Origin of the sequence: Stygiolobus azoricus (genome assembly GCF_009729035.1) — an archaeon.
Taxonomy (GTDB): Archaea; Thermoproteota; Thermoprotei_A; order Sulfolobales; family Sulfolobaceae; genus Stygiolobus; species Stygiolobus azoricus.
The window spans coordinates 1679851-1698034 of sequence record NZ_CP045483.1 but is presented as its reverse complement, the minus strand read 5'-3'; the positions used below and the strand labels follow the sequence as shown (position 1 = coordinate 1698034).

The following is an 18184-nucleotide window of genomic DNA, read 5'->3' as shown; positions in this document are numbered from 1 at the left end:
ATATAAAGATAAGCTATTTAACATACTTTTTAAAATTAAATTATGTGATGATTGGTTGCCAAGGGCGAACCTAGCTGCAGATGCTGAGTTGATAGAGGAGTTAGAACAAGAGGTCAAAAAGAAAGGCTATACAATGTATGCTATCACTAACTTAGCTCTGCGAGCAATGCTAGAGATCTTAAAAGAGGGAGGAGATTCTGAGACTTTAAACTCTTTAGTCGAGTACTACAAGACCGTAAAAGACTTAGAAATAGTTCCAGTTACAGTATGGTACTTGGAAAATATGATTAAGCTAGCCTACGAATATGATAAAAATAAGGCATCAGAGGTGTGTGAGATAACTGGAATCCAGTTAGCGTCCTACCTAAAGACTAAAGCTAGCAATCTATCCGATCTAGTTGAGCTTTATGAAAAAATTAAAGAACTTATTCCAATAAAGGACATTGCAATAAAACAAAATGGTAAAACAATTGATATTAGAATAACAGGTACAGGTTTTGGGCTGGAATCTACTACTTGTGCCTCAATAATCCTTAAGAAGATTCTTGAAGAATATGGATTTGAGGTAATATCCTTAAACCCTACACCAGGCGGAATAATCTTTGCTAAAGCTAAAATACTCGATGCTTCAAATTCTAAGGAACCCAAGAAATAAGAGACAAGCAGATGACAGTCTACATATTACTTGATGGGCTTCTAAAACTCTATCAGTAATTGAGTAAAAAACATCCGCATTTACCTTTACTTCTTCTGAGAAGTCTCCATGAGGAAACGCTCCAACACCTATTAACCAATTTTCACCTAGCTCGCAAATCTTCTTTAAAGATACTTTTTCTCCGTTTTCAGAAAGGACTGCTAGCTTATACTTCTTTTTTAGAGAACCTAAACTCTCACTTGTAATCTCCATAAAAGGCTTATCCGAATCTACCGGGACTTTACCATATCTTAGCAACTGTTCCATTAAGCTCACGAACCTTTCGTAGTTCTTAGGTATTCTAGTATCATTTCTCACACTGATTATTTTCCCGTCTATTGTGTGTATGAAGACTTCACCTTTTATCTCGTCCTCCAAATACAAGAAATTCAGCAGTGATAAGTGAACAATGTCCGGTCTGCCCCTCTTCTCCTTGTCCTTAAGCTTAGCCATTGCACTGTAATGGAGTGATTTGTCTAAGATCATGTAACGCGGATCCTTTTCTCTTTTCTTAGCGTTTACTATGACTGCCGGATGAGATAAGATTTCTTTTGGTATCAGTTCAAGGGAAGAGTCCAATAAGATGAGATTAATTTTACTCACAAAGAAGATCAATGTTGATGAAAATAAAAGTAGTAAAAGAACATAGGAAGAGAGCTTTAGAACTTATTGACATGGCTGAGCAAATTGTAAAAGAAGGAGATATAGAACTAGCGAGGAGATATGTACGATTGGCATTAACATATTCAAGTAAATTCAGATTTAAGCTTCCATTAGTCTATAAGAGAAAAATTTGTAGAAAGTGTTTCGTGCCTTTAATTCCGGGGCTAACAGAACGTAGGAGGATAAAAAATAAAGTTATAGTTAGAACATGTATATACTGTGGTTGGGTCAGAAGATATCCCGTTAAAAAGACTGATAAAGGAGGCTAAAGCTAGCCACGCCGATGTTAGAATAGGAAAGAAAGGAGTTACTGAAGAAGTGATTAAAGAAATAAAACGGAGGCTAAATGAACATAAAGTAGTAAAAGTGAAAATAGGAATAGAAGTAGAAGACAGAAGAGAATTTGCTAGATTAATAGCTGAGAAGGCTAACGCAAAGTTGATAGAAATAAGAGGTTATACGTTTATACTAGCTAAGAAAAATGATTGACGTAATTAAGGCTAAAGGACATTATAACGTTAAAGCTACCCATAAAACTACTTTAGAAGTTACCAAAGATAGCTTTCTAACCCCTAGGGGAGATTGTATAATAGGAATAAACGCGGACAAGGGAGCTTCCCAACTCGACGAAAGGGTCAAGGACGAGATTAGGAGGGATACTAGTTATATATATGCCGTTATTGTGGTAAATGGAATATACGACATTGTTTCGGGTAGAGGGTCGAGTCAGTTGCAACTAACCAATCCTAATAAAATAATAATCAGGAAATCTACCTTCATCTCAGACAGTACAATTATGTTAAACGCTGACAAATCTGCGAAAGACATAGACAGAAGAATAATTAAGAAATTACAACAAGGTTCAGACCTAACTCTTTTCATTATCACATCTAACTCTCCCCTTAAAAATGAAGAGATCCTTAGAATAATCGTTAACTCTTACCCAATCAGCTTCACCTAGTTTTTGAGTAGCTTCGTCCTTAGACTTACATAAAATGTAAAAAATCGCCTCCTTACATACTCTACAAACTTCGCTCTTAAAGGATTCAATCATAGTAGGATTATCAGCAACTCCTATATCTACGCTCTTATCCCTAAAGGGTAAGTAATGAGCGTCGTATTGCACTATATCTATGTTCCCCTTTAATTTGTTGAGGTTTAAAGACTCCTTCAAAAGATATAGACCGTCGATATTTAAGTCTCCAGCAATTACGTAGTTGCATTTCCTAGCTAAATGTATAGCTATTGCACCATAACTTGTAAACAGATCCGCTAATACCTTTTTACACTCTACTTCTTTTTCGAGTTTGTCTCTTTCAGAAGATAAAGACACATTAACATAAACTTTTGAAATATCAACTTTGAATCTAAGACCAGTCTCCTTGTAAACCGTAGTAGTCTTGTACTCACCACCAGCGAATACTAGTTCATTAACTCTCAATTCTCCCTTGACTTTCTTACGAATAAAAACTGATTTTATACGAGGGTTTATCTTCATCAACGCTTCAGCTAATTCCTCTTTGTTAACTTCTTCTTTTGGAGAGACTAGTGCAATGTCTCCGATTATGTAGTAGCTTCTGACTCCTTTTATAATCTCGTTCAGCCTAGGGGTAGTCCTTTTGCTTGTCAAGACTGAAATTAATTAAAGAAGAAGAAAGCTAAAAAAGTAGAGTTGTAAACAAAGGGAGAAATAGGAAATTACTTCTTAAACTTATCCATCTCAGAACTGTGTCCCGCAAATAATGATGCATTTGGATCCACATACTTTTTAGCTACGCTTACAGCTATAGCAGCTTGTCCGAAACCAACTGCAATTAGAGCCAGCTTTGGCGCACCTTCTTGGCTCGCGATATCACCAGCAGCATATACTCCAGGCAAATTGGTTTCCATCTTTGCGTTAGTTATTATATCCCTTCCTTTCATATTAAGTCCCCACTTTAGCATGTTACCTAAGTCTCCTTTGTGTCCTATGCTAATAATGACAGCGTCTACATCTAGCACTTTCTCCTCCTTTGTTCTGTTGTCAAAAATTACTGCATGAGTAACCTTATTACCGTCGCCTTGAACTTCCTTTAACTCGTGCCAAGTATAGACTGTGGCGACTTGATATAGCTGCTTTACGCTCCTTTCGTGAGCCCTAAACTGATCTCTTCTGTGAATTAACGTCACGGACTTAGCTATAGGTGCTAGGGTTAAGGCCCAATCAACCGCCGAGTCTCCACCTCCTACAATCAGTACTCTCTTACCCTCAAAGTCCTTCTTCCTCCTAACAGTGTAATAAACTCCTTTATTCTCGTATTCTACCTCACCCTTAGCACCTAGCCTAGTTGGGGTTATTTTCCCAATTCCAGCTGCAATTAGCACTGTCTTTGTCTTAAATTCCGTCCCTTTGTCAGTCTTTACTATCCACATATTATCGTTAGTCCTCTGAAGAGTGTCAGCCCACTCTTTTACTCTTATTTCTGGAGAGAACATCTTAGCTTGTTCGATTAGATTTTGAGCTAAATCGTATGCTAATATACCAGGGAAACCTCCAACATCATAAACCATCTTTTCAGGATATAGAGTGACAAGCTGTCCCCCTAACTCATCTTGTGCATCTATAAGAGCAACCTTCATATCCCTTAATCCTGCATAAAAAGTAGCATATAGACCTACTGGGCCTCCGCCAATAACTACCATGTCAAATTCTGCCAAAATTATATCCCCGTTTTTTCATTTTGTTTATACTATTTAAACCTTTACACAGATTTATAATGAGAGATCAATATGTATCTGTTACCGGAACTTCTCATATTAGCTTTATCTTTAGGATTTATCCTATTAATGCGCGGATGGTTCTACTATTATAGAAAAATTATGATAGCGGCAGTTGAATATGTAGGTGAGAATCATGAGAAGACAACCATCACACTCAAGCCTGGAGAACATGTAACAATAAGACTTCATGGAAAGACAACGATAATGACGACCGGAGTGAACAGCTGGATAAGTGTAAGATATAAGGGAATAAAACAAAAGATTTACAAGGTTAGGTTAATAAATTACGATGGTGATGTCGAGCTAATTAACGAAAGTAAAGTCTTCACGGTAAATGTTATTATCTTAAAGGAGTATCATAACTAACGTAGATGTTACTCAAAATACTTACAAAAAACTCGCCAGATGCTATTGAATTTAGTGAAAAAGTTAAGAAATTAGCAGAAGAAATGGGATTTAAAATAACCGAAGGAAATAACCATGATCTTGTTATTGTGATAGGCGGTGATGGTACATTACTTAAAGCTGTCAAATTAAACTCCCCAGTTATAGGAATCAAGTTCGGTAGAAGATCAGCCTTATTAGATATAAATCCAGAAAACGTAAAAGATGTTTTGGTTAGGCTAAAAAACGGTGATTATATAGTAGATGAGTATGTAATGTTGAACTTGAGGACTAAACAGACTAGAGCCGTGGCATTCAACGAGGTAGCTATATTATTTGATAATCCTGAGACTATTCTAGGCAGCGTCAGTGTGGGAGAAAAGAAAATTATATTTGAAGGAGACGGTGTATTGGCTTCTACCCCTCAAGGAAGCTGGGCTTGGAGTTATTCAGCTACAAGAACTCTACTTCATAAAGGTGTGAACGGTATTGAAATTACTTTTATGAACTGTATAGTTCCAGATATGCGGAATATTATTATCCCTATGAAGGAGAAAGTCACTATTAAGTTAGAAGATAAAGGACGCCCTCAAATAGCTAAAATAATAGTAGATGGTGAAGTAGTAGGGTATTTAAGGAGTGGTGAAGACGAGGAGGCTATAATTACCGAACATGAAAGAAAAGCTAAAATTCTACGTTTCTATAAAAGAATTGACCTAGGTTACCTGTAATGAAAAGGATAATATTCGATACAGCGGGTTTTCTGGCAGGACTTGAGAACCTATTTCCCTTAGTTTATACAACACCAGATGTAATAGAAGAAGTAAGAGATTCGAACTCAGTAAATTTATTGGATTTATCTATTAATTCAGGAAAAATAATTATACAATATCCATCTAGAGAATCAGTGAATTACGTCAACAAGACTTTACATCAAATAAAGGAAAGTGAATTATCACAAACGGATATCAGTGTGATTGCCTTAGCACACGAATTAAGACCCTCGGTAGTATTTACCGACGATTTAAGCGTACAAAACGTACTATTGTATCTTGATATAGAATTTAACTCCGTAAAATTAGGATTTAAGATGAAGAACAAGAAAAAAGTAGTATATAAGTGTGAGGCTTGTGGTAGAATTTTTAAGAAAAAACTTACAGAGTGCCCTTATTGTGGATATAAAATAGTTGAGATTAGAGAAAAATAAGAGAAATAACTTTCTTCTAATCTTTTAATACATTTTGCAGAAAATTTTATATATTTATCAAATGAACAATACCAAGAGTTGAAGCTAAGTGATCTGATAAAATACATAAGACTCGTGGGATTAAATCCTCACATAATTTCATCTCTTTCCGGGGTACCCGTAAATGATGTTTACTATTCGATTCTTAGCTTATTTCATGAACATCAGATAACCGTGTTCCCCATTATAAACTCTGAAAAGTTGGGCTTATGGAAAGCTGTAATATGGTGTGAGAAATCGACTATACCCTACGAAAAGGCAAAACAAATAGCTGGACCTTTAGCAAACATTTTCAGAGGAGATATTGAAGATAATTCATTTATGCTTGTTTTTTATACAAGTTATGAAGTATTTGACGAAATGAAACAAACTTATGAAAAAGTTTTTAATAAACTTAACATGAATTGCTCTATAAATCTTTCGGTTCAAAATTTTAGATTCATTAATGATGAAAACTGTTACGATTTTGAAAATAAGGAATGGGTATGTAATAGAAAACAAGTATATATATCAATCCCGTCAAAAAAACTTCTAAAATTAGATAAATATGATGTAAACTTATTGGCAGATATCCAGGTGAATCCTGCAATACCTTACTGGAGAAATTACCACTACAAGCACATAAAAGAAGTTTTATACGGCTTCATGTATACTTTAGGCAAAACAAACTATATACTCGACGTAAAGTCTAAAAGAATCGTAAACGACCCTAGCTTACTGACAATTGCACAGCTCGATAACGGTTATTATATAATAGAATACCATGCAGACAAGGAAAGTCTAGAAAGAGTAATTTCTAGCGTGAACAAAATTAAAGACGTGGAAATAATTATATCAATAAAAGATCTAGCATTTGCTCACGGTTTCAGCATACCTTATGAAGTATTCAAAGATAATAAATGGAAAATACCTAAAATTAAGATCGAGTAAAAGTTGGACTACTTTACCCTTTATCAAAAATCTCTCGAAAAACCAGATTGGTATTGGGGAGAGTTCGCTGAAAAGTTAAAGTGGTTTAACAAGTGGAGTACAGTAGTATCTAAGGGGGAATATGTAGCTAGGTGGTTTGTGGGAGGTAAGACTAATATCGCGTTAAATGCAATTTCACACACTGGGACTGCGTTAGTTTGGTACGGCGAAAACGGAGAAAAAATAGAGCTTACATTTAACGAACTGGAAAAGGCTGTTAAAGGGGTCTCCAGTGAATTTAGATCAAAAGGAATTAAAAAAGGCTCTAGGATAGCTGTATATACACCTAACACCCCCCAAGGGATAATATCCGTTTTATCTTCAGCGTGGATAGGAGGAATTTATACGATAATTTTCGCGGGATTAGGAGAAGAGGCTATTAAGAAAAGGCTCGATGATTTTCAGCCTGATTACATAATAACAGCGAACTACACAGTCCGCAGAGGAAACAAAATTCCCTTATTTATTAAGGGAGATTTGACATTCAGAGAGAAGAGTGACGTTGAAGAGATAAAACAACTTGTTGAAAAAAGCGATAAAGATAACGAAGCTGAGAAAATCGAAAGTAATGAGCCGTTAAAGGTAATGTATACTTCAGGAACTACTGGTAGACCCAAAGGCATAATATTACCGCATGGAGCCTGGATGGTAGGTGATTATACCGTATTTAACCTAATGTTCAACCTAAAGCAAGGCGATATAGTCTTAACTACTTCAGATATGGGGTGGATTACTTTCTCAAGAATTATGTACGGAACATTACTTCACGGTTCTACCTTCGCGTTTATGGAGGGAGCCCCAGATTATCCGAAAGATAGGCTTGTAAAAATAATCGATGAATTAAGACCTAAAGTTCTATTTACATCACCTACACTTCTAAGAACGTTGAGAAAGTACGACTTAAAATTGCCAAGAGTTGAATTCTTAGCTACTGCAGGAGAAATCTTTGATGAACAAACATGGGAGTACGCTAAAACTTTTGCAGAGAGGATCACTGATGTTTATGGACAGACCGAACTTGGTTATGTAGTAGGAATTCCCTACTCCCTTGAAAATATAGAACCTAAACCTGGTTATGCAGGAGTACCATTTCCTGGGGCACTATTAGAGACTGTTGACGACGAAGGAAAACCGGTTTATGATAAACTTGGTTACTTAATCTGTAAAACACCTTTCCCCACTCAGTTTATAGGTGTGCTAAACAATCCTGAGAAATTTGCTTCTTATTTCTCTAGATTCGGATATCATGATACTGGGGATATTGCAATAATCAATAATCCATACGTAAAGATCGTCGGTAGAAGCGATGATATGATAAAAATTGCTGGGCACAGAATCACAACTGGAGAAGTAGAAAATGTTCTAATGGAGGTAAACGGGGTCAAAGAGGTTGCTGTCGTCGGGATACCCGATGAAGTGAAAGGAGAGAAAATGATCGTGTTTGTGGTGGGACACAATATAGACCCAGAAAAAATAAGGGGGAAAATCAGAAAGTCTCTAGGTCCAATTTATGTGATAGATAAGGTTATAGAGGTAAATAGACTACCTAAATCTAAAAGCGGTAAAGTAGTAAGAAGAATATTGAGAGATCTCGTGCTCGGAAAGGAGGTAGATCCTACCATACTCGAAGATCCTGACGTAGTGAACGAGATTAAGGAGGTAGTAAAGAGTGGACTTTATTGAAGAGTTTAGAAGCGAAGTTCCTTTAACTCAACATTATGTATATCTTAATCACGCTGCCATATCTCCTACCCCTCTTTCTGTCTACCTCGAAGTTAACAAATATCTGATAAGTGTTATGACTAAGGGAACGATAGCCGTTAACGAACATGAAGCCGACGACTTTTATCACATAAGAGAGAAAATAGGTAAACTAGTAAATGCAAAAAGTGAGGAAATCTCTTTAATACCTAACACTTCCTATGGAATTAATGTAATAGCTCACGGTTTAGACTTTAAGCAAGGTGAAAACGTAGTTACAGATAATGTGGAATTTCCAGCAACAGTTTACCCTTTTCTTAAGTTAGTTAAGAATAAGAAAATCGAGCTAAGAATAGCTAAAGTATCCCCAGAAAAAATAGAAGATGAGATACTCTCAAGAGTAGATAAAAATACCAAACTAATTAGCTTAAGTCATGTTAGTTTTAGCACAGGTGTAAAAGTCGATATAAGTAGAATAGTTAAAGAGGCTAAACAAGTAGGAGCATATGTGCTATTAGATATAATTCAAAGCGCTGGAGCTACTGAAGTAGATTTGAAAAAGTTTGATGTAGACTTCGCCGTAGCTGGTGGGTATAAATGGCTAATGAGTCCCCAAGGTTCAGGTTTCATGTATGTTAAAGAAGGACTATTAGAAGACCCGCCATTTTATGGCTGGAAAAGTGCATCTAATTTCTTAGAGTTTAACCCAGAAAAGTTTGATCTGGAAAAAGGTCCTAGACGATTCGAGATAGGAACTTTAGATGTTGCGTCAAATCTAGGTCTTGCCAAATCATGTGAGATTATTTACCAACACAGAGATGAAATATTTGGAAGAATACAGTACCTATCTAACTACGTAATAAAGATAGCTAATGAAAGAGGTCTGGAGGTTATAACTCCAGAAAATAAAAAAGCGGGAATAGTAGTAATCAAGATAAAGAATCCTAGGAAAGCTTCAGAATATTTACTCAGGAAAAAAATTATCGTGTCACCTAGAGGGGAAGGGATAAGAATATCTACTCATTTCTACAATACATTAGAAGAGATAGAATCTGCAATAGACAATATTATTTATTATCTCCGAGAATCTTAATGGTTCTTTCGAAAGCCTCTTTAGCTTTCTCAGCAACATCCTTAGGTACCTTTACCTCATAAACTTCTTCTTCTAGGGATCTCTTAATCTTTTCTAAAGTTATCATTGCCATGTAAGGGCATCTTGCACATCCGCAAGCTTCAGTGGTTACTAAAGGATAAAATACCTTATCTGGAACTTGAATTTTTAATGCATTTATCATTCCTAGTTCCGTAGCTACAATGAATTCTTTGTTAGGGCTTTCCTTAGCGAATTTTATCATTTGATTAGTAGATCCAACAAAGTCAGCTGCCTCAAGAATCTCTAATGGGCTTTCTGGGTGAGCCATAAGAAGTGCATTAGGATATTTCTTCCTAGCTATCGATACTAACTGCTTCGTATAATTTGCATGAACTATACATCTTCCGTTAGGAGGGACTTTAATTAATTTCTTACCGGTTTTGCGCTCTACATAATTAGCCAGATTCGCATCCGGACCGAAAATTATGTTCTTAGCGTCGAGTTTACTCACGACTTTAACTGCAGTAGAGGAAGTTACTATATAGTCAGCTAATGCTTTAGTATATATACTCGTATTTATATATAACACCACTGGAGCATCTGGATATATCTCTTTATATTTCTTTAAAGTATCTACGTCAAGAGAATCTGACAACGAACAACCAGCATTCGGATCGGGCGATAGTACTTTTTTATCCGGATTCAATGCAGCAGCTTGTTCAGCCATAAAATAAACTCCAGCAAATACTATCATTTTTGCATTAGTTTTCATAGCCTTCACTGCTAAGTCGTACGAGTCACCTGTAAAATCCGAGACTAACTGAACGCCGTAATCCATGTAATTATGTCCAAGTATTATAGCGTTCTTTTCCCTTTTTAGTTTCTTTATTTCGATCACTATGTTTGACTGAGCAGACATTCTCCCTCGAACATTTGTTCTGTGAATTAGTCAGTTTTAAACTTTATTACTGAAAAATATAATTCTTCTAAATCTTCCATAATTCTAACAAGCATAGTGTATATAGTAAAATCATCTATCATGTCTATTTTTTCAACAGCTTCTAACACATCCAAGTATTCTTGAATTAATTCAGATTTTATGATCTTCCTCTTTGCCAATTCCCAGATAGCATCACTTAATCTGATTTCCCCTATTCCGAACCTTTTCTTAACTTCTTGTCTAATTAGGTTATACATATTCTTTATAGAATTTAATACCTCTGATTTTAGGGAGTGATCTGAAATAAACTCATCGTAAGTAACTTTAGTGCCTTTTTCAATACCTCTGTAGTACATCCAAAAATTCTCCATAAAATTAAAATTCGGAAAAGTCATCAAAAAATCAATTATGCAATACATAAAGGAAATAGTGGGAAAGTTAAAAGACATTAGGAATAAAAAAACACTATTTGTCCTAGTAATTGCCACAACAGACATAAGCTTAATACCGGGAATAACAATAGCTGGGGCGACACCCGAGCTCACCCACTTTACTCCAGCAGCTGATGCGGAGTTTTTACTTTTAGGTAAGTGTAAATCCATAAATACTATACCAGTTACTCCAGACGGTATTCCAACACCAGCAATTATAACGAGAGCAGCACTCGAATTATTTAAAATACCTAAACTAGTTGTGAATGCTGGAAGTAGAGTAATACCAAAACTCCCAGTGATTGATTTAGGAGGAGAGCCTGGTGGAGACATAAGGAAAGGATCTTTAAGGATAGAGGTTGCTCAGAGAATACTCGAAAACAGTATGATTCTAGGTGAAGAGCTATCAAAGTCTTATGACCTTCTTGTTATCGGGGAGTCAATCCCTGCAGGAACAACCACAGCTATGGCAGTGTTAGCTGGACTAGGATATGACGCATTAGATAAGGTAAGTTCCGCGTCTCCCCAAAATCCTAAAGAATTAAAGAGGAGAATAGTTATGGAGGCATTAAGAGACTTACCTACGGATACCTTTGGAAAGATTAGTAAATTATCTGACCCTATGTTAATAGCTGTAGCCGGTTTGAGTATAGGATTTAAGAAGGAAGTTATACTCGCTGGTGGTACGCAAATGGCTGCCGCCTCAGCGATAATAAAAGAGTTAAGTAAAGAGACGTTAAATAACGTAACAATTGCGACAACTAGATGGATCGTAGAGGATCCTTCTTCAGACATTAAATACTTAGCTGAACAAGTGGGAGTCTCGGTTGTAGCGTCTATGCTAGACTTTTCCTCCTCAAAGTATGAGGGGCTCAAGGTATACGAACGCGGTTACGTCAAAGAGGGAGTAGGAGCAGGAGGTGCATCAACCTTAGCACTTGCAAACGGTTATACACCTAACGACATATTAAAGAAAGTAGAAGAAATATATTCACAGTTAGTTAATATTAGTTAAGTAATGTTTACCGATTTCGACTTTTTAACAACAAGGGAGAAGATAGTAATACTTCTCAAATACTCAGATTCTCCGTTAACAGCAAAAGAAATCAAAGAGAGATTAGGGATAGAAAGCGAAAAGCTAGTATACGAACACTTATTACATATAGCTAAATCCCTTAAGAGAAAAGATATGAAGTTAATAGTCTACTTACCAAAGTGTAGGAGGTGCGGGTATACGTTCAACTTGGAAAAGCCAAAGAAACCAAGTAAATGCCCAAGTTGTAAAAGTGAAGACATTGAACCACCCAGGTTCCTCATTAGAGGACGGGATAGAAAATGAGCAAGACTGTTTTCGTAGATATGGGAGAAACGTTAGTAAGTTTTATTCCAAAATTTCATCAACCCCTCTATGAATTTCTAGTTAAGAAAGGATATAAAGTGACAGAGAAACAAGTTTTTCGTGCAGTATCTAAGCAATTGGGAAGAGAACATTTTCCAGATCCGGTACTTGGCGGTTTAAGCGAACTTAATTTCAGAGAAGTATTATACGAGCTGAAAATCTCACCTAAAAAATGCTTGTTGGACCAACTAAAAAACCTCACCTTGCTCTCTGGACACTGGGAATTATTTGATGATGTGAAGCCGTTTCTTAATGAGCTAAAAAAGGATGGATATAAAATAATAATGATTACAAATGCTACGCGTAGCGTATATAGGATAGTGGATGATTTAGGACTAATTAATTATCTTGACGACATAATCGCATCATGTGATCTAGGAATTATGAAGCCTCACCCGAGAATTTTCAGAATAGCTATAGAGAAATACGGAAATCCCATCTTCCATATAGGAGACATATACGAAATAGACTACGTAGGAGCTTTAAGGGCTGGAATCAACCCATTACTCTTAGATAGATACAACTTTTATGATGATATAAAGGCTAACAAGGTGAAAAACCTATTACAAGCACTAAAATTAATAAAAAACAACTAGAGATTTTTCTAGAACAAATTCCTCCACATCCTAATCCTAATTATGAGCTAGAACAATATCTTACACCATCTAACCTCGGATCTACATTACTCTGGACTGCATATTTAAGGGGTGATATAAAAAAGAACAAGCTTGTAGCCGATTTAGGTTGTGGCACCGGTAGACTTTGTGCTGGAGCGTCTCTCCTCGGTGCCTACTGTCTGTGTATCGAAATTGACGAGAATTCAATTTACGTAGCAAAAGAATTTTTCCGAAAAAACATGTTGGACTTTGAACCGATAGTAACTGATGTATCACATCTACAATTGTCTCGCAAGATAGATACCGTAATTCAGAACCCGCCATTCGGAGTAATTAATAAAGGTGCAGATATCTTATTCTTAAAAAAGGCCTTAGAAATAGGTAAAGTGGTGTATACTATTCATAAGTCTAACCCTAAAAGTAGTCAGATAATTAGAAGAATAGCCGAGAGTGAGAACTATAGTGTTGAAGTTATCACAACAAGATATGATCTAAAGCCCTATTACCCGTGGCATAAAGAAAGATATCATAAATTCCTTGTCGATATTTACCTTTTAAAGGAAAATCTCACCGGATAAAATTTTGCTCAGAAACTCAATTACCCCCTTCCCGTTTGGTTTATCAAGAACTATATCAGCTATCTCCTTAATTTCTGGTAACGCATTACTTACAGCGACTTTTACATCGGCAACTCTAAACAACGGGATATCATTTTGACTGTCTCCTATAGCTATGACCTTGCCTTTAAAGTTGAGGAGGTTTTTAATAAATAAAACTCCGCTACCCTTGTCGACATCCTTAGGTAATATCATTGCATCGTTTCTATTCCATTCTACTTTTGCGCCCTCCAGATGTAAGTCAAGAGAGGAACTATCAATATTATTAACATATACAATTACCTCTCCTACACTATACTTAATCTCCTTCTCTTCTAATCTTTTAATTATTTCTTTTCTGATTTCAGCCCAGTTTTTTGGTGCGTTAATATAAGTTTTTTCACCATAAAGTATTATTGCACCGTTCTCCAGAACCCAACCCGTGGGCTTTAGAGTAGGAGCGAGCCTGCTTATGAACCTTCTTTCTCTTCCGGTAACTACAAAAAAGGGATACTTAGATGAGAAATGGTTTATGAACTCCGCTAGATTCTCCCTTATCACAAAACCGTCTTTTTCATCTGCTAACGTCCTATCATAATCCGATACGAAAAGATATGCCATCACGAAAATTTGTAACCTAACTCTTCTAATACTTTTTTCATTTTCAAAGCATCTCTCTCTAGTTCTGGACTTTCACAAATTAACGTAATGGATAAATTCTCCCTCTTAAGAAGTTCCTCAGCTAAGGGCCTGAATGGCGGAGCTTCATTATCAATAGGTAAATGCTCATCTACGTACTTGCCGTTCCTAAATACGAGAGACTCAAAGTGCGAATTTATATGAGTTAGATTAAGTTCTTTTTGAAGTCTATCTATAATTTCACCATAATTTATCTTCCCATCTTGTCTGGCAAAAGTGTGAGCCCAATCTATATAAGGTATAACTCCCTTGACTTCCTTGGATATAGATATTACCTCGTCGATTGTTCCGAAGGCAGACTCTTTTGCCATAGTTTCTACCCCGAATTTTACGTTCTTGATACCTTGGGACCTTGCTGTATCCACTACTTCTCCTAATTCGGATTTGACCTGCTGATAGCATTCTTCTGGACTCATTTTACCGTAGAACGCTATATGAATAGCAATTGCATCCGCTTTCATCCTCTCAGCTCTATCAGCAGTGTCTAGTATTCTTGCCTTAGAAGCCTTCACTTTCTCCTTATCATCAGAACACAAATTTATAAAGTAAGGTGCATGAACCGACAGCCTCACTCCTAACTCCTCCGCGACTTTTCCGGCTTCCTCCGCTGCCTCTGGTTTCATTTTAACTCCTTGGACGAACTCCACTTCCATAGCATTAAGCCCTAACTCCTTTACGGTTCTTATTCCATCTATGGTACTCCTCTTCTTAGAGGATAATGGAACTCCAGCTGGTCCTAAATAAATTTTGACCATAATTTGCTATTTGTTCGAATAACTTAAAAGGATGAGAATACCTTAACTAGTCGCATCTGCAGTAAGTGCTGTCGCCCTTTCCTTGATAACTTTTTCGTTCTCTCTCACTAATAATATTAGAGTTTGCCTCAATACTCCTTCATCGAACTGCTCTGATGTAAGTCCCTTAACCTGATTTATTATTATGTCTATGATTGAATCTAATTGCATCGTGGAAATTACATTGCTAAGCTCTCTAATAAGTGCTGATAAATAGTTCACTATATCATCATATGTAGCACCTTGGGCTTTTTTATTTTCTAATAACTTCTTAATATGAACTTTTATTCCGTCTCCAGCCTCACTTAATGCTTCAACTATCACACTCTCTACAATCTTCTTGTATTCGTCTATACCACTACTGGTAAAAGTAACTGTGTCTACAATAATACTAGATTTACTGGAGAGACTCTTTAATAATGACGTAGTGATAGTGTTTCTTAATTCCTGTTTTTCTGAGTCGGATAACTCTAACTTAGCTTTTGTACCTGCTGTTACTACTGTAGTTAGCCCTACTTTTTCAGCTATAAATTCAACTAAAGTTTTTGCTGGTATTCCGTTTTCTTTGAATTTAAGTGAAGCCAGTGGACATAACGTTACTAACATAGGATACTTTGCACCTAAAGCCCTAGCCATTTTATCAGCTCTTTTACCTAAGTTTTTCTCCAGTATTGCACCTGAGCACCCTTCTACTTTCCTAACTCTAAACCCTAGATCTGTTAATCTCTTAATTACTTCACCCACATACGGGGTCGCGAAACAAGCAGCGTGAAGATAAATTTCTTCTCCGTTCCCATCTATCTGAAGAGACTTTAGTAGCCTTAACTCTATGGGAGATACCTCAAATCCCATTCTCATATTGTTCATGTTAGAATAATCCTTGTAAGCTTCAGAGAATACTCTATAATCCTCTGGTGCTATAGTTATAACCTCTACAGCAGATGCTAACACTGACCTGTTTTTCCTCCATTTTCTCGTTTAACTTTTCACCACCGCTTATGTAATCCATAAATCCGCTATCGTAAGTAGTCCCTATTACCTTGACTTTAGCTCCTACTAACTTTAGAAGCCTCATCACAGTTATTGCAACGTTTGGATTATCCACTAAATTCTTTCCAACCCAAAGTATTATATCACTTGAGTTATCGTTTATGGATCTCAATTCGGGGTCTTGAAGTAACGGAACGTCTACTGGTGGCTCTTCTGGCATCTTCTTAGCAACTATACCATTAAGCCTCACCAAGAGGGAAGATATGGGTATTTTAGCAGGACAAACGCCATCACATAAACCACATTTATGGCATCCTGAAAGCTCGGCTATAGCATCATCTGGTATATCAACTCCTCCTTTAAGGTGATAGTACGTTATTGCACCTTTTACGAAGTCAAACATACCCTTAGGTGCATAAGGCGTTTGTGGAATAAGTTTGAACTGCGGACATACTGTTACACACATTCCACAGTCCATACATTGCATGGCATAATCAGCAAATATATCCAGATACCTCTTGACAACTGTAAATCCTTGTACCTCTCCTCCAGGTACTATTGCTTTGGCTAATCCTATTCCAAACCTGAACCTCAACGCTTCTTGTTGTCTTCCTACAATCTCAAGAACTACTTTACCTCTCTTTTTAGGGTCTAATACTTTGCCTGGATTAAACAGTTCTTCAGGATCCATTTCCTCTTTATACTTCTTTATAACTTCGTATCTATCAACACCGAGTTGCTGGAAAGTCTTGCCCATAACACTTAGCCTATTCTTAGCATACCTATGAGCAAAAATTCCTACAGATAGCAATGAACCGCCAACCTTTATGAATGAGTCCATCATTAGAGTGTTCTTAGCTAAATCGTAAATGATCTTTTTGTCCTCATTCTTCAAGGATACTTCAGTGAAAGCATTTACTAACAAAACTTCTCTTTTTTCTAAGCCTATATCTAAATCAAACCCGGAATTCGGTTCTAACTTTCCTAAGTCCCCCAAAAATCCTTTTAATTCATTAACTAATTCCACTAACTTAGTGTAATGTATAAGACCATGTTGGTGAATTAGTAGACCTTTTGACCTTAAAGCAGCAACAACACCGTGATTAAATGACCACCAACCAGTCCACTCACCTTCATAAATTTCAGCGTTAAATGTCTGCGCTATTCTGTAAATTTTTGGCTCAACTAGAGTAGATCTTGTAGACGGATACATGATGATCATATTCCATTTTCCTCTACTGAGCTTAGCGTTAAACCTGTCAGCAATATTGGTAGATATAGAAGGACCTCTAACTTGAACGTGCCATGCCGGTATTACCTCTCTGTAGAATTCCCCTATCGCTTTTACAGTGTCTTCAAAGGAATTAAAGGCTAATACTATAGCTTCAGTAGGTGCATACTTCCTAAGCTTGACACCTGCTTTTACTATGATACCAGTAATGCCTTCAGCACCAGACGCTAAGGCTAAATTTGGACCTTCAAGCCTGACTACTTCTCCTCTAGGGTTTACCATATCAACAAAGGAGATATTATCTGAAGTGAATCCGTATTCATATGATCCTATTCCTAAGGCATCTCCAGCTATTCCTCCTCCAACAGTGGAATCATAAGATGAAGGGAAAGTCCTTAACTGCAAACCCTTAGATTGAGCTGCTAAATCGACTAACTTCCAGGTAGCGCCAGGTTCACTTATTGCTTGCGAATTAACTTCATCTACATCTACTTTATCCATTTTAGCAAAGTCTACTACAATACCTCCATCTACAGGTAAAGCGTTACCGTACCTATTTGTGGCCCTACCGTAAGGAATTAATGGGACTTTATACTTTAATGTAATTTTCACTAGGTCTACAACGTCCTCTACTGAAGTTGGGTATATAACGTAATCTGGAATTAAGTTAAGTTTTATATTCCCTGACCACACCAGCTGGGGAACAAAACCCATATCAGCCGAGTGTGAGAATCTCTCTGTAATGCTATCAGAAAAGTTACTTCCAAACCTGGACTCTAATTCCTCTCTTAATCCCACTACTGCCACCTCATTATTATAAATAACCTTTATTTATACCTACTTATAATCTTTTGTAACAATAAATAATATTTTTTATCATTGCAAAACTCTTGTTAATAGTAAATTCTATTAAATTCAATGAATTGTAGTGTAAAAAATTGGGAAAAATTAAAAACTGAATGTTCATTATTTGTACT

21 protein-coding genes and 1 pseudogene are annotated in these 18184 nt (G+C 36.5%); 14 read left to right on the top strand and 8 right to left on the bottom strand.

From position 1 onward, the window contains the following. The first annotated feature begins 55 nt into the window (after positions 1-55). Positions 56-655 carry a hypothetical protein gene (locus D1868_RS09280; RefSeq protein WP_156007612.1) on the top strand — a complete coding sequence of 200 codons (600 nt, stop codon included), beginning with the start codon at positions 56-58 and terminating at the stop codon, positions 653-655. Here D1868_RS09280 and D1868_RS09275 read toward each other — a convergent pair. Beyond that, the gene (locus D1868_RS09275) at positions 629-1288 is read right to left on the bottom strand and encodes a 16S rRNA methyltransferase (RefSeq protein ID WP_156008005.1); all 660 of its coding nucleotides are present in this window, start codon (positions 1286-1288) and stop codon (positions 629-631) included. The genes D1868_RS09280 and D1868_RS09275 overlap by 27 nt on opposite strands. 26 nt (positions 1289-1314) lie before the next feature. Between D1868_RS09275 and D1868_RS09270 the strand changes: the two genes are divergently transcribed. Genes D1868_RS09270 through D1868_RS09260 form a run of 3 tightly spaced genes read left to right on the top strand, consistent with a single transcriptional unit; the run spans position 1315 to position 2318 of the window. After that, positions 1315-1626: a ribonuclease P protein component 4 gene (locus D1868_RS09270; protein ID WP_156007611.1), complete on the top strand. Its 312-nt coding sequence runs from the start codon at positions 1315-1317 to the stop codon at positions 1624-1626. After that, positions 1577-1846 carry a YhbY family RNA-binding protein gene (locus tag D1868_RS09265; protein ID WP_156007610.1) on the top strand — a complete coding sequence of 90 codons (270 nt, stop codon included), beginning with the start codon at positions 1577-1579 and terminating at the stop codon, positions 1844-1846. The genes D1868_RS09270 and D1868_RS09265 overlap by 50 nt, the downstream gene beginning before the upstream one ends. Continuing rightward, positions 1839-2318: a DUF371 domain-containing protein gene (locus D1868_RS09260; protein WP_156007609.1), complete on the top strand. Its 480-nt coding sequence runs from the start codon at positions 1839-1841 to the stop codon at positions 2316-2318. The genes D1868_RS09265 and D1868_RS09260 overlap by 8 nt, the downstream gene beginning before the upstream one ends. Here D1868_RS09260 and D1868_RS09255 read toward each other — a convergent pair. Both D1868_RS09255 and D1868_RS09250 read right to left on the bottom strand, forming a co-directional pair. Further along, on the bottom strand, positions 2226-2987 hold the full coding sequence (locus D1868_RS09255) for a methyltransferase domain-containing protein (RefSeq protein WP_196770237.1): 762 nt from the start codon (positions 2985-2987) through the stop codon (positions 2226-2228). The two genes, D1868_RS09260 and D1868_RS09255, sit on opposite strands and share 93 nt — an antisense overlap. A gap of 68 nt (positions 2988-3055) precedes the next feature. Continuing rightward, a complete protein-coding gene (locus tag D1868_RS09250; RefSeq protein WP_420824487.1) occupies positions 3056-4039 on the bottom strand; it encodes an NAD(P)/FAD-dependent oxidoreductase in 984 nt (327 codons plus the stop codon). Positions 4040-4126: 87 nt separating this feature from the next. On the opposite strand from D1868_RS09250, the gene D1868_RS09245 reads away from it, so the two are divergent. From D1868_RS09245 to D1868_RS09220, 6 genes are all read left to right on the top strand, one after another. Then, positions 4127-4483 (top strand): hypothetical protein, encoded by a 357-nt coding sequence (locus D1868_RS09245; RefSeq protein ID WP_156007606.1) that lies wholly within the window; start codon positions 4127-4129, stop codon positions 4481-4483. Positions 4484-4488: 5 nt separating this feature from the next. Then, on the top strand, positions 4489-5232 hold the full coding sequence (locus D1868_RS09240; protein ID WP_156007605.1) for an NAD(+)/NADH kinase: 744 nt from the start codon (positions 4489-4491) through the stop codon (positions 5230-5232). After that, complete coding sequence (locus D1868_RS09235) at positions 5232-5708, top strand: NOB1 family endonuclease (RefSeq protein ID WP_156007604.1); 477 nt, start codon at positions 5232-5234, stop codon at positions 5706-5708. The genes D1868_RS09240 and D1868_RS09235 overlap by 1 nt, the downstream gene beginning before the upstream one ends. Positions 5709-5786: 78 nt before the next feature. Further along, positions 5787-6677: a hypothetical protein gene (locus D1868_RS09230; protein WP_156007603.1), complete on the top strand. Its 891-nt coding sequence runs from the start codon at positions 5787-5789 to the stop codon at positions 6675-6677. 3 nt (positions 6678-6680) lie between these two features. Beyond that, positions 6681-8399 (top strand): AMP-binding protein, encoded by a 1719-nt coding sequence (locus D1868_RS09225; protein ID WP_156007602.1) that lies wholly within the window; start codon positions 6681-6683, stop codon positions 8397-8399. Then, entirely contained in the window at positions 8386-9510 is a 1125-nt protein-coding gene (locus D1868_RS09220; RefSeq protein ID WP_156007601.1) for an aminotransferase class V-fold PLP-dependent enzyme, read from the top strand. Before D1868_RS09225 ends, D1868_RS09220 begins: the two co-directional genes overlap by 14 nt. Here D1868_RS09220 and nadA read toward each other — a convergent pair. After that, positions 9485-10429: a quinolinate synthase NadA gene (nadA, locus tag D1868_RS09215; RefSeq protein WP_156007600.1), complete on the bottom strand. Its 945-nt coding sequence runs from the start codon at positions 10427-10429 to the stop codon at positions 9485-9487. The two genes, D1868_RS09220 and nadA, sit on opposite strands and share 26 nt — an antisense overlap. A gap of 26 nt (positions 10430-10455) precedes the next feature. Next, positions 10456-10821: a hypothetical protein gene (locus tag D1868_RS09210; RefSeq protein WP_156007599.1), complete on the bottom strand. Its 366-nt coding sequence runs from the start codon at positions 10819-10821 to the stop codon at positions 10456-10458. 37 nt (positions 10822-10858) lie between these two features. Here D1868_RS09210 and cobT point away from each other — a divergent pair, with 37 nt between their 5' ends. Genes cobT through D1868_RS09190 form a run of 4 tightly spaced genes read left to right on the top strand, consistent with a single transcriptional unit; the run spans position 10859 to position 13475 of the window. Continuing rightward, positions 10859-11896: a nicotinate mononucleotide-dependent phosphoribosyltransferase CobT gene (gene cobT, locus D1868_RS09205; RefSeq protein ID WP_156007598.1), complete on the top strand. Its 1038-nt coding sequence runs from the start codon at positions 10859-10861 to the stop codon at positions 11894-11896. Between the two features lie 3 nt (positions 11897-11899). Beyond that, positions 11900-12220 (top strand): transcriptional regulator, encoded by a 321-nt coding sequence (locus D1868_RS09200; protein ID WP_156007597.1) that lies wholly within the window; start codon positions 11900-11902, stop codon positions 12218-12220. After that, positions 12217-12876, top strand: a complete 660-nt coding sequence (locus tag D1868_RS09195; RefSeq protein WP_156007596.1) for an HAD family hydrolase — start codon at positions 12217-12219, stop codon at positions 12874-12876. Before D1868_RS09200 ends, D1868_RS09195 begins: the two co-directional genes overlap by 4 nt. Beyond that, positions 12843-13475, top strand: a complete 633-nt coding sequence (locus D1868_RS09190) for an METTL5 family protein (protein ID WP_156007595.1) — start codon at positions 12843-12845, stop codon at positions 13473-13475. Before D1868_RS09195 ends, D1868_RS09190 begins: the two co-directional genes overlap by 34 nt. On the opposite strand, the gene D1868_RS09185 is transcribed toward D1868_RS09190, so the two are convergent. The 3 genes and pseudogenes from D1868_RS09185 to D1868_RS09175 form a co-directional block, all read right to left on the bottom strand. Further along, entirely contained in the window at positions 13452-14114 is a 663-nt protein-coding gene (locus D1868_RS09185) for a phosphoglycolate phosphatase (RefSeq protein WP_156007594.1), read from the bottom strand. The genes D1868_RS09190 and D1868_RS09185 overlap by 24 nt on opposite strands. Continuing rightward, positions 14114-14947: a TIM barrel protein gene (locus D1868_RS09180; protein ID WP_156007593.1), complete on the bottom strand. Its 834-nt coding sequence runs from the start codon at positions 14945-14947 to the stop codon at positions 14114-14116. Before D1868_RS09180 ends, D1868_RS09185 begins: the two co-directional genes overlap by 1 nt. A gap of 42 nt (positions 14948-14989) precedes the next feature. Beyond that, a pseudogene (locus tag D1868_RS09175) lies at positions 14990-18005 on the bottom strand (FAD-binding protein). Positions 18006-18184 lie beyond the last annotated feature (179 nt).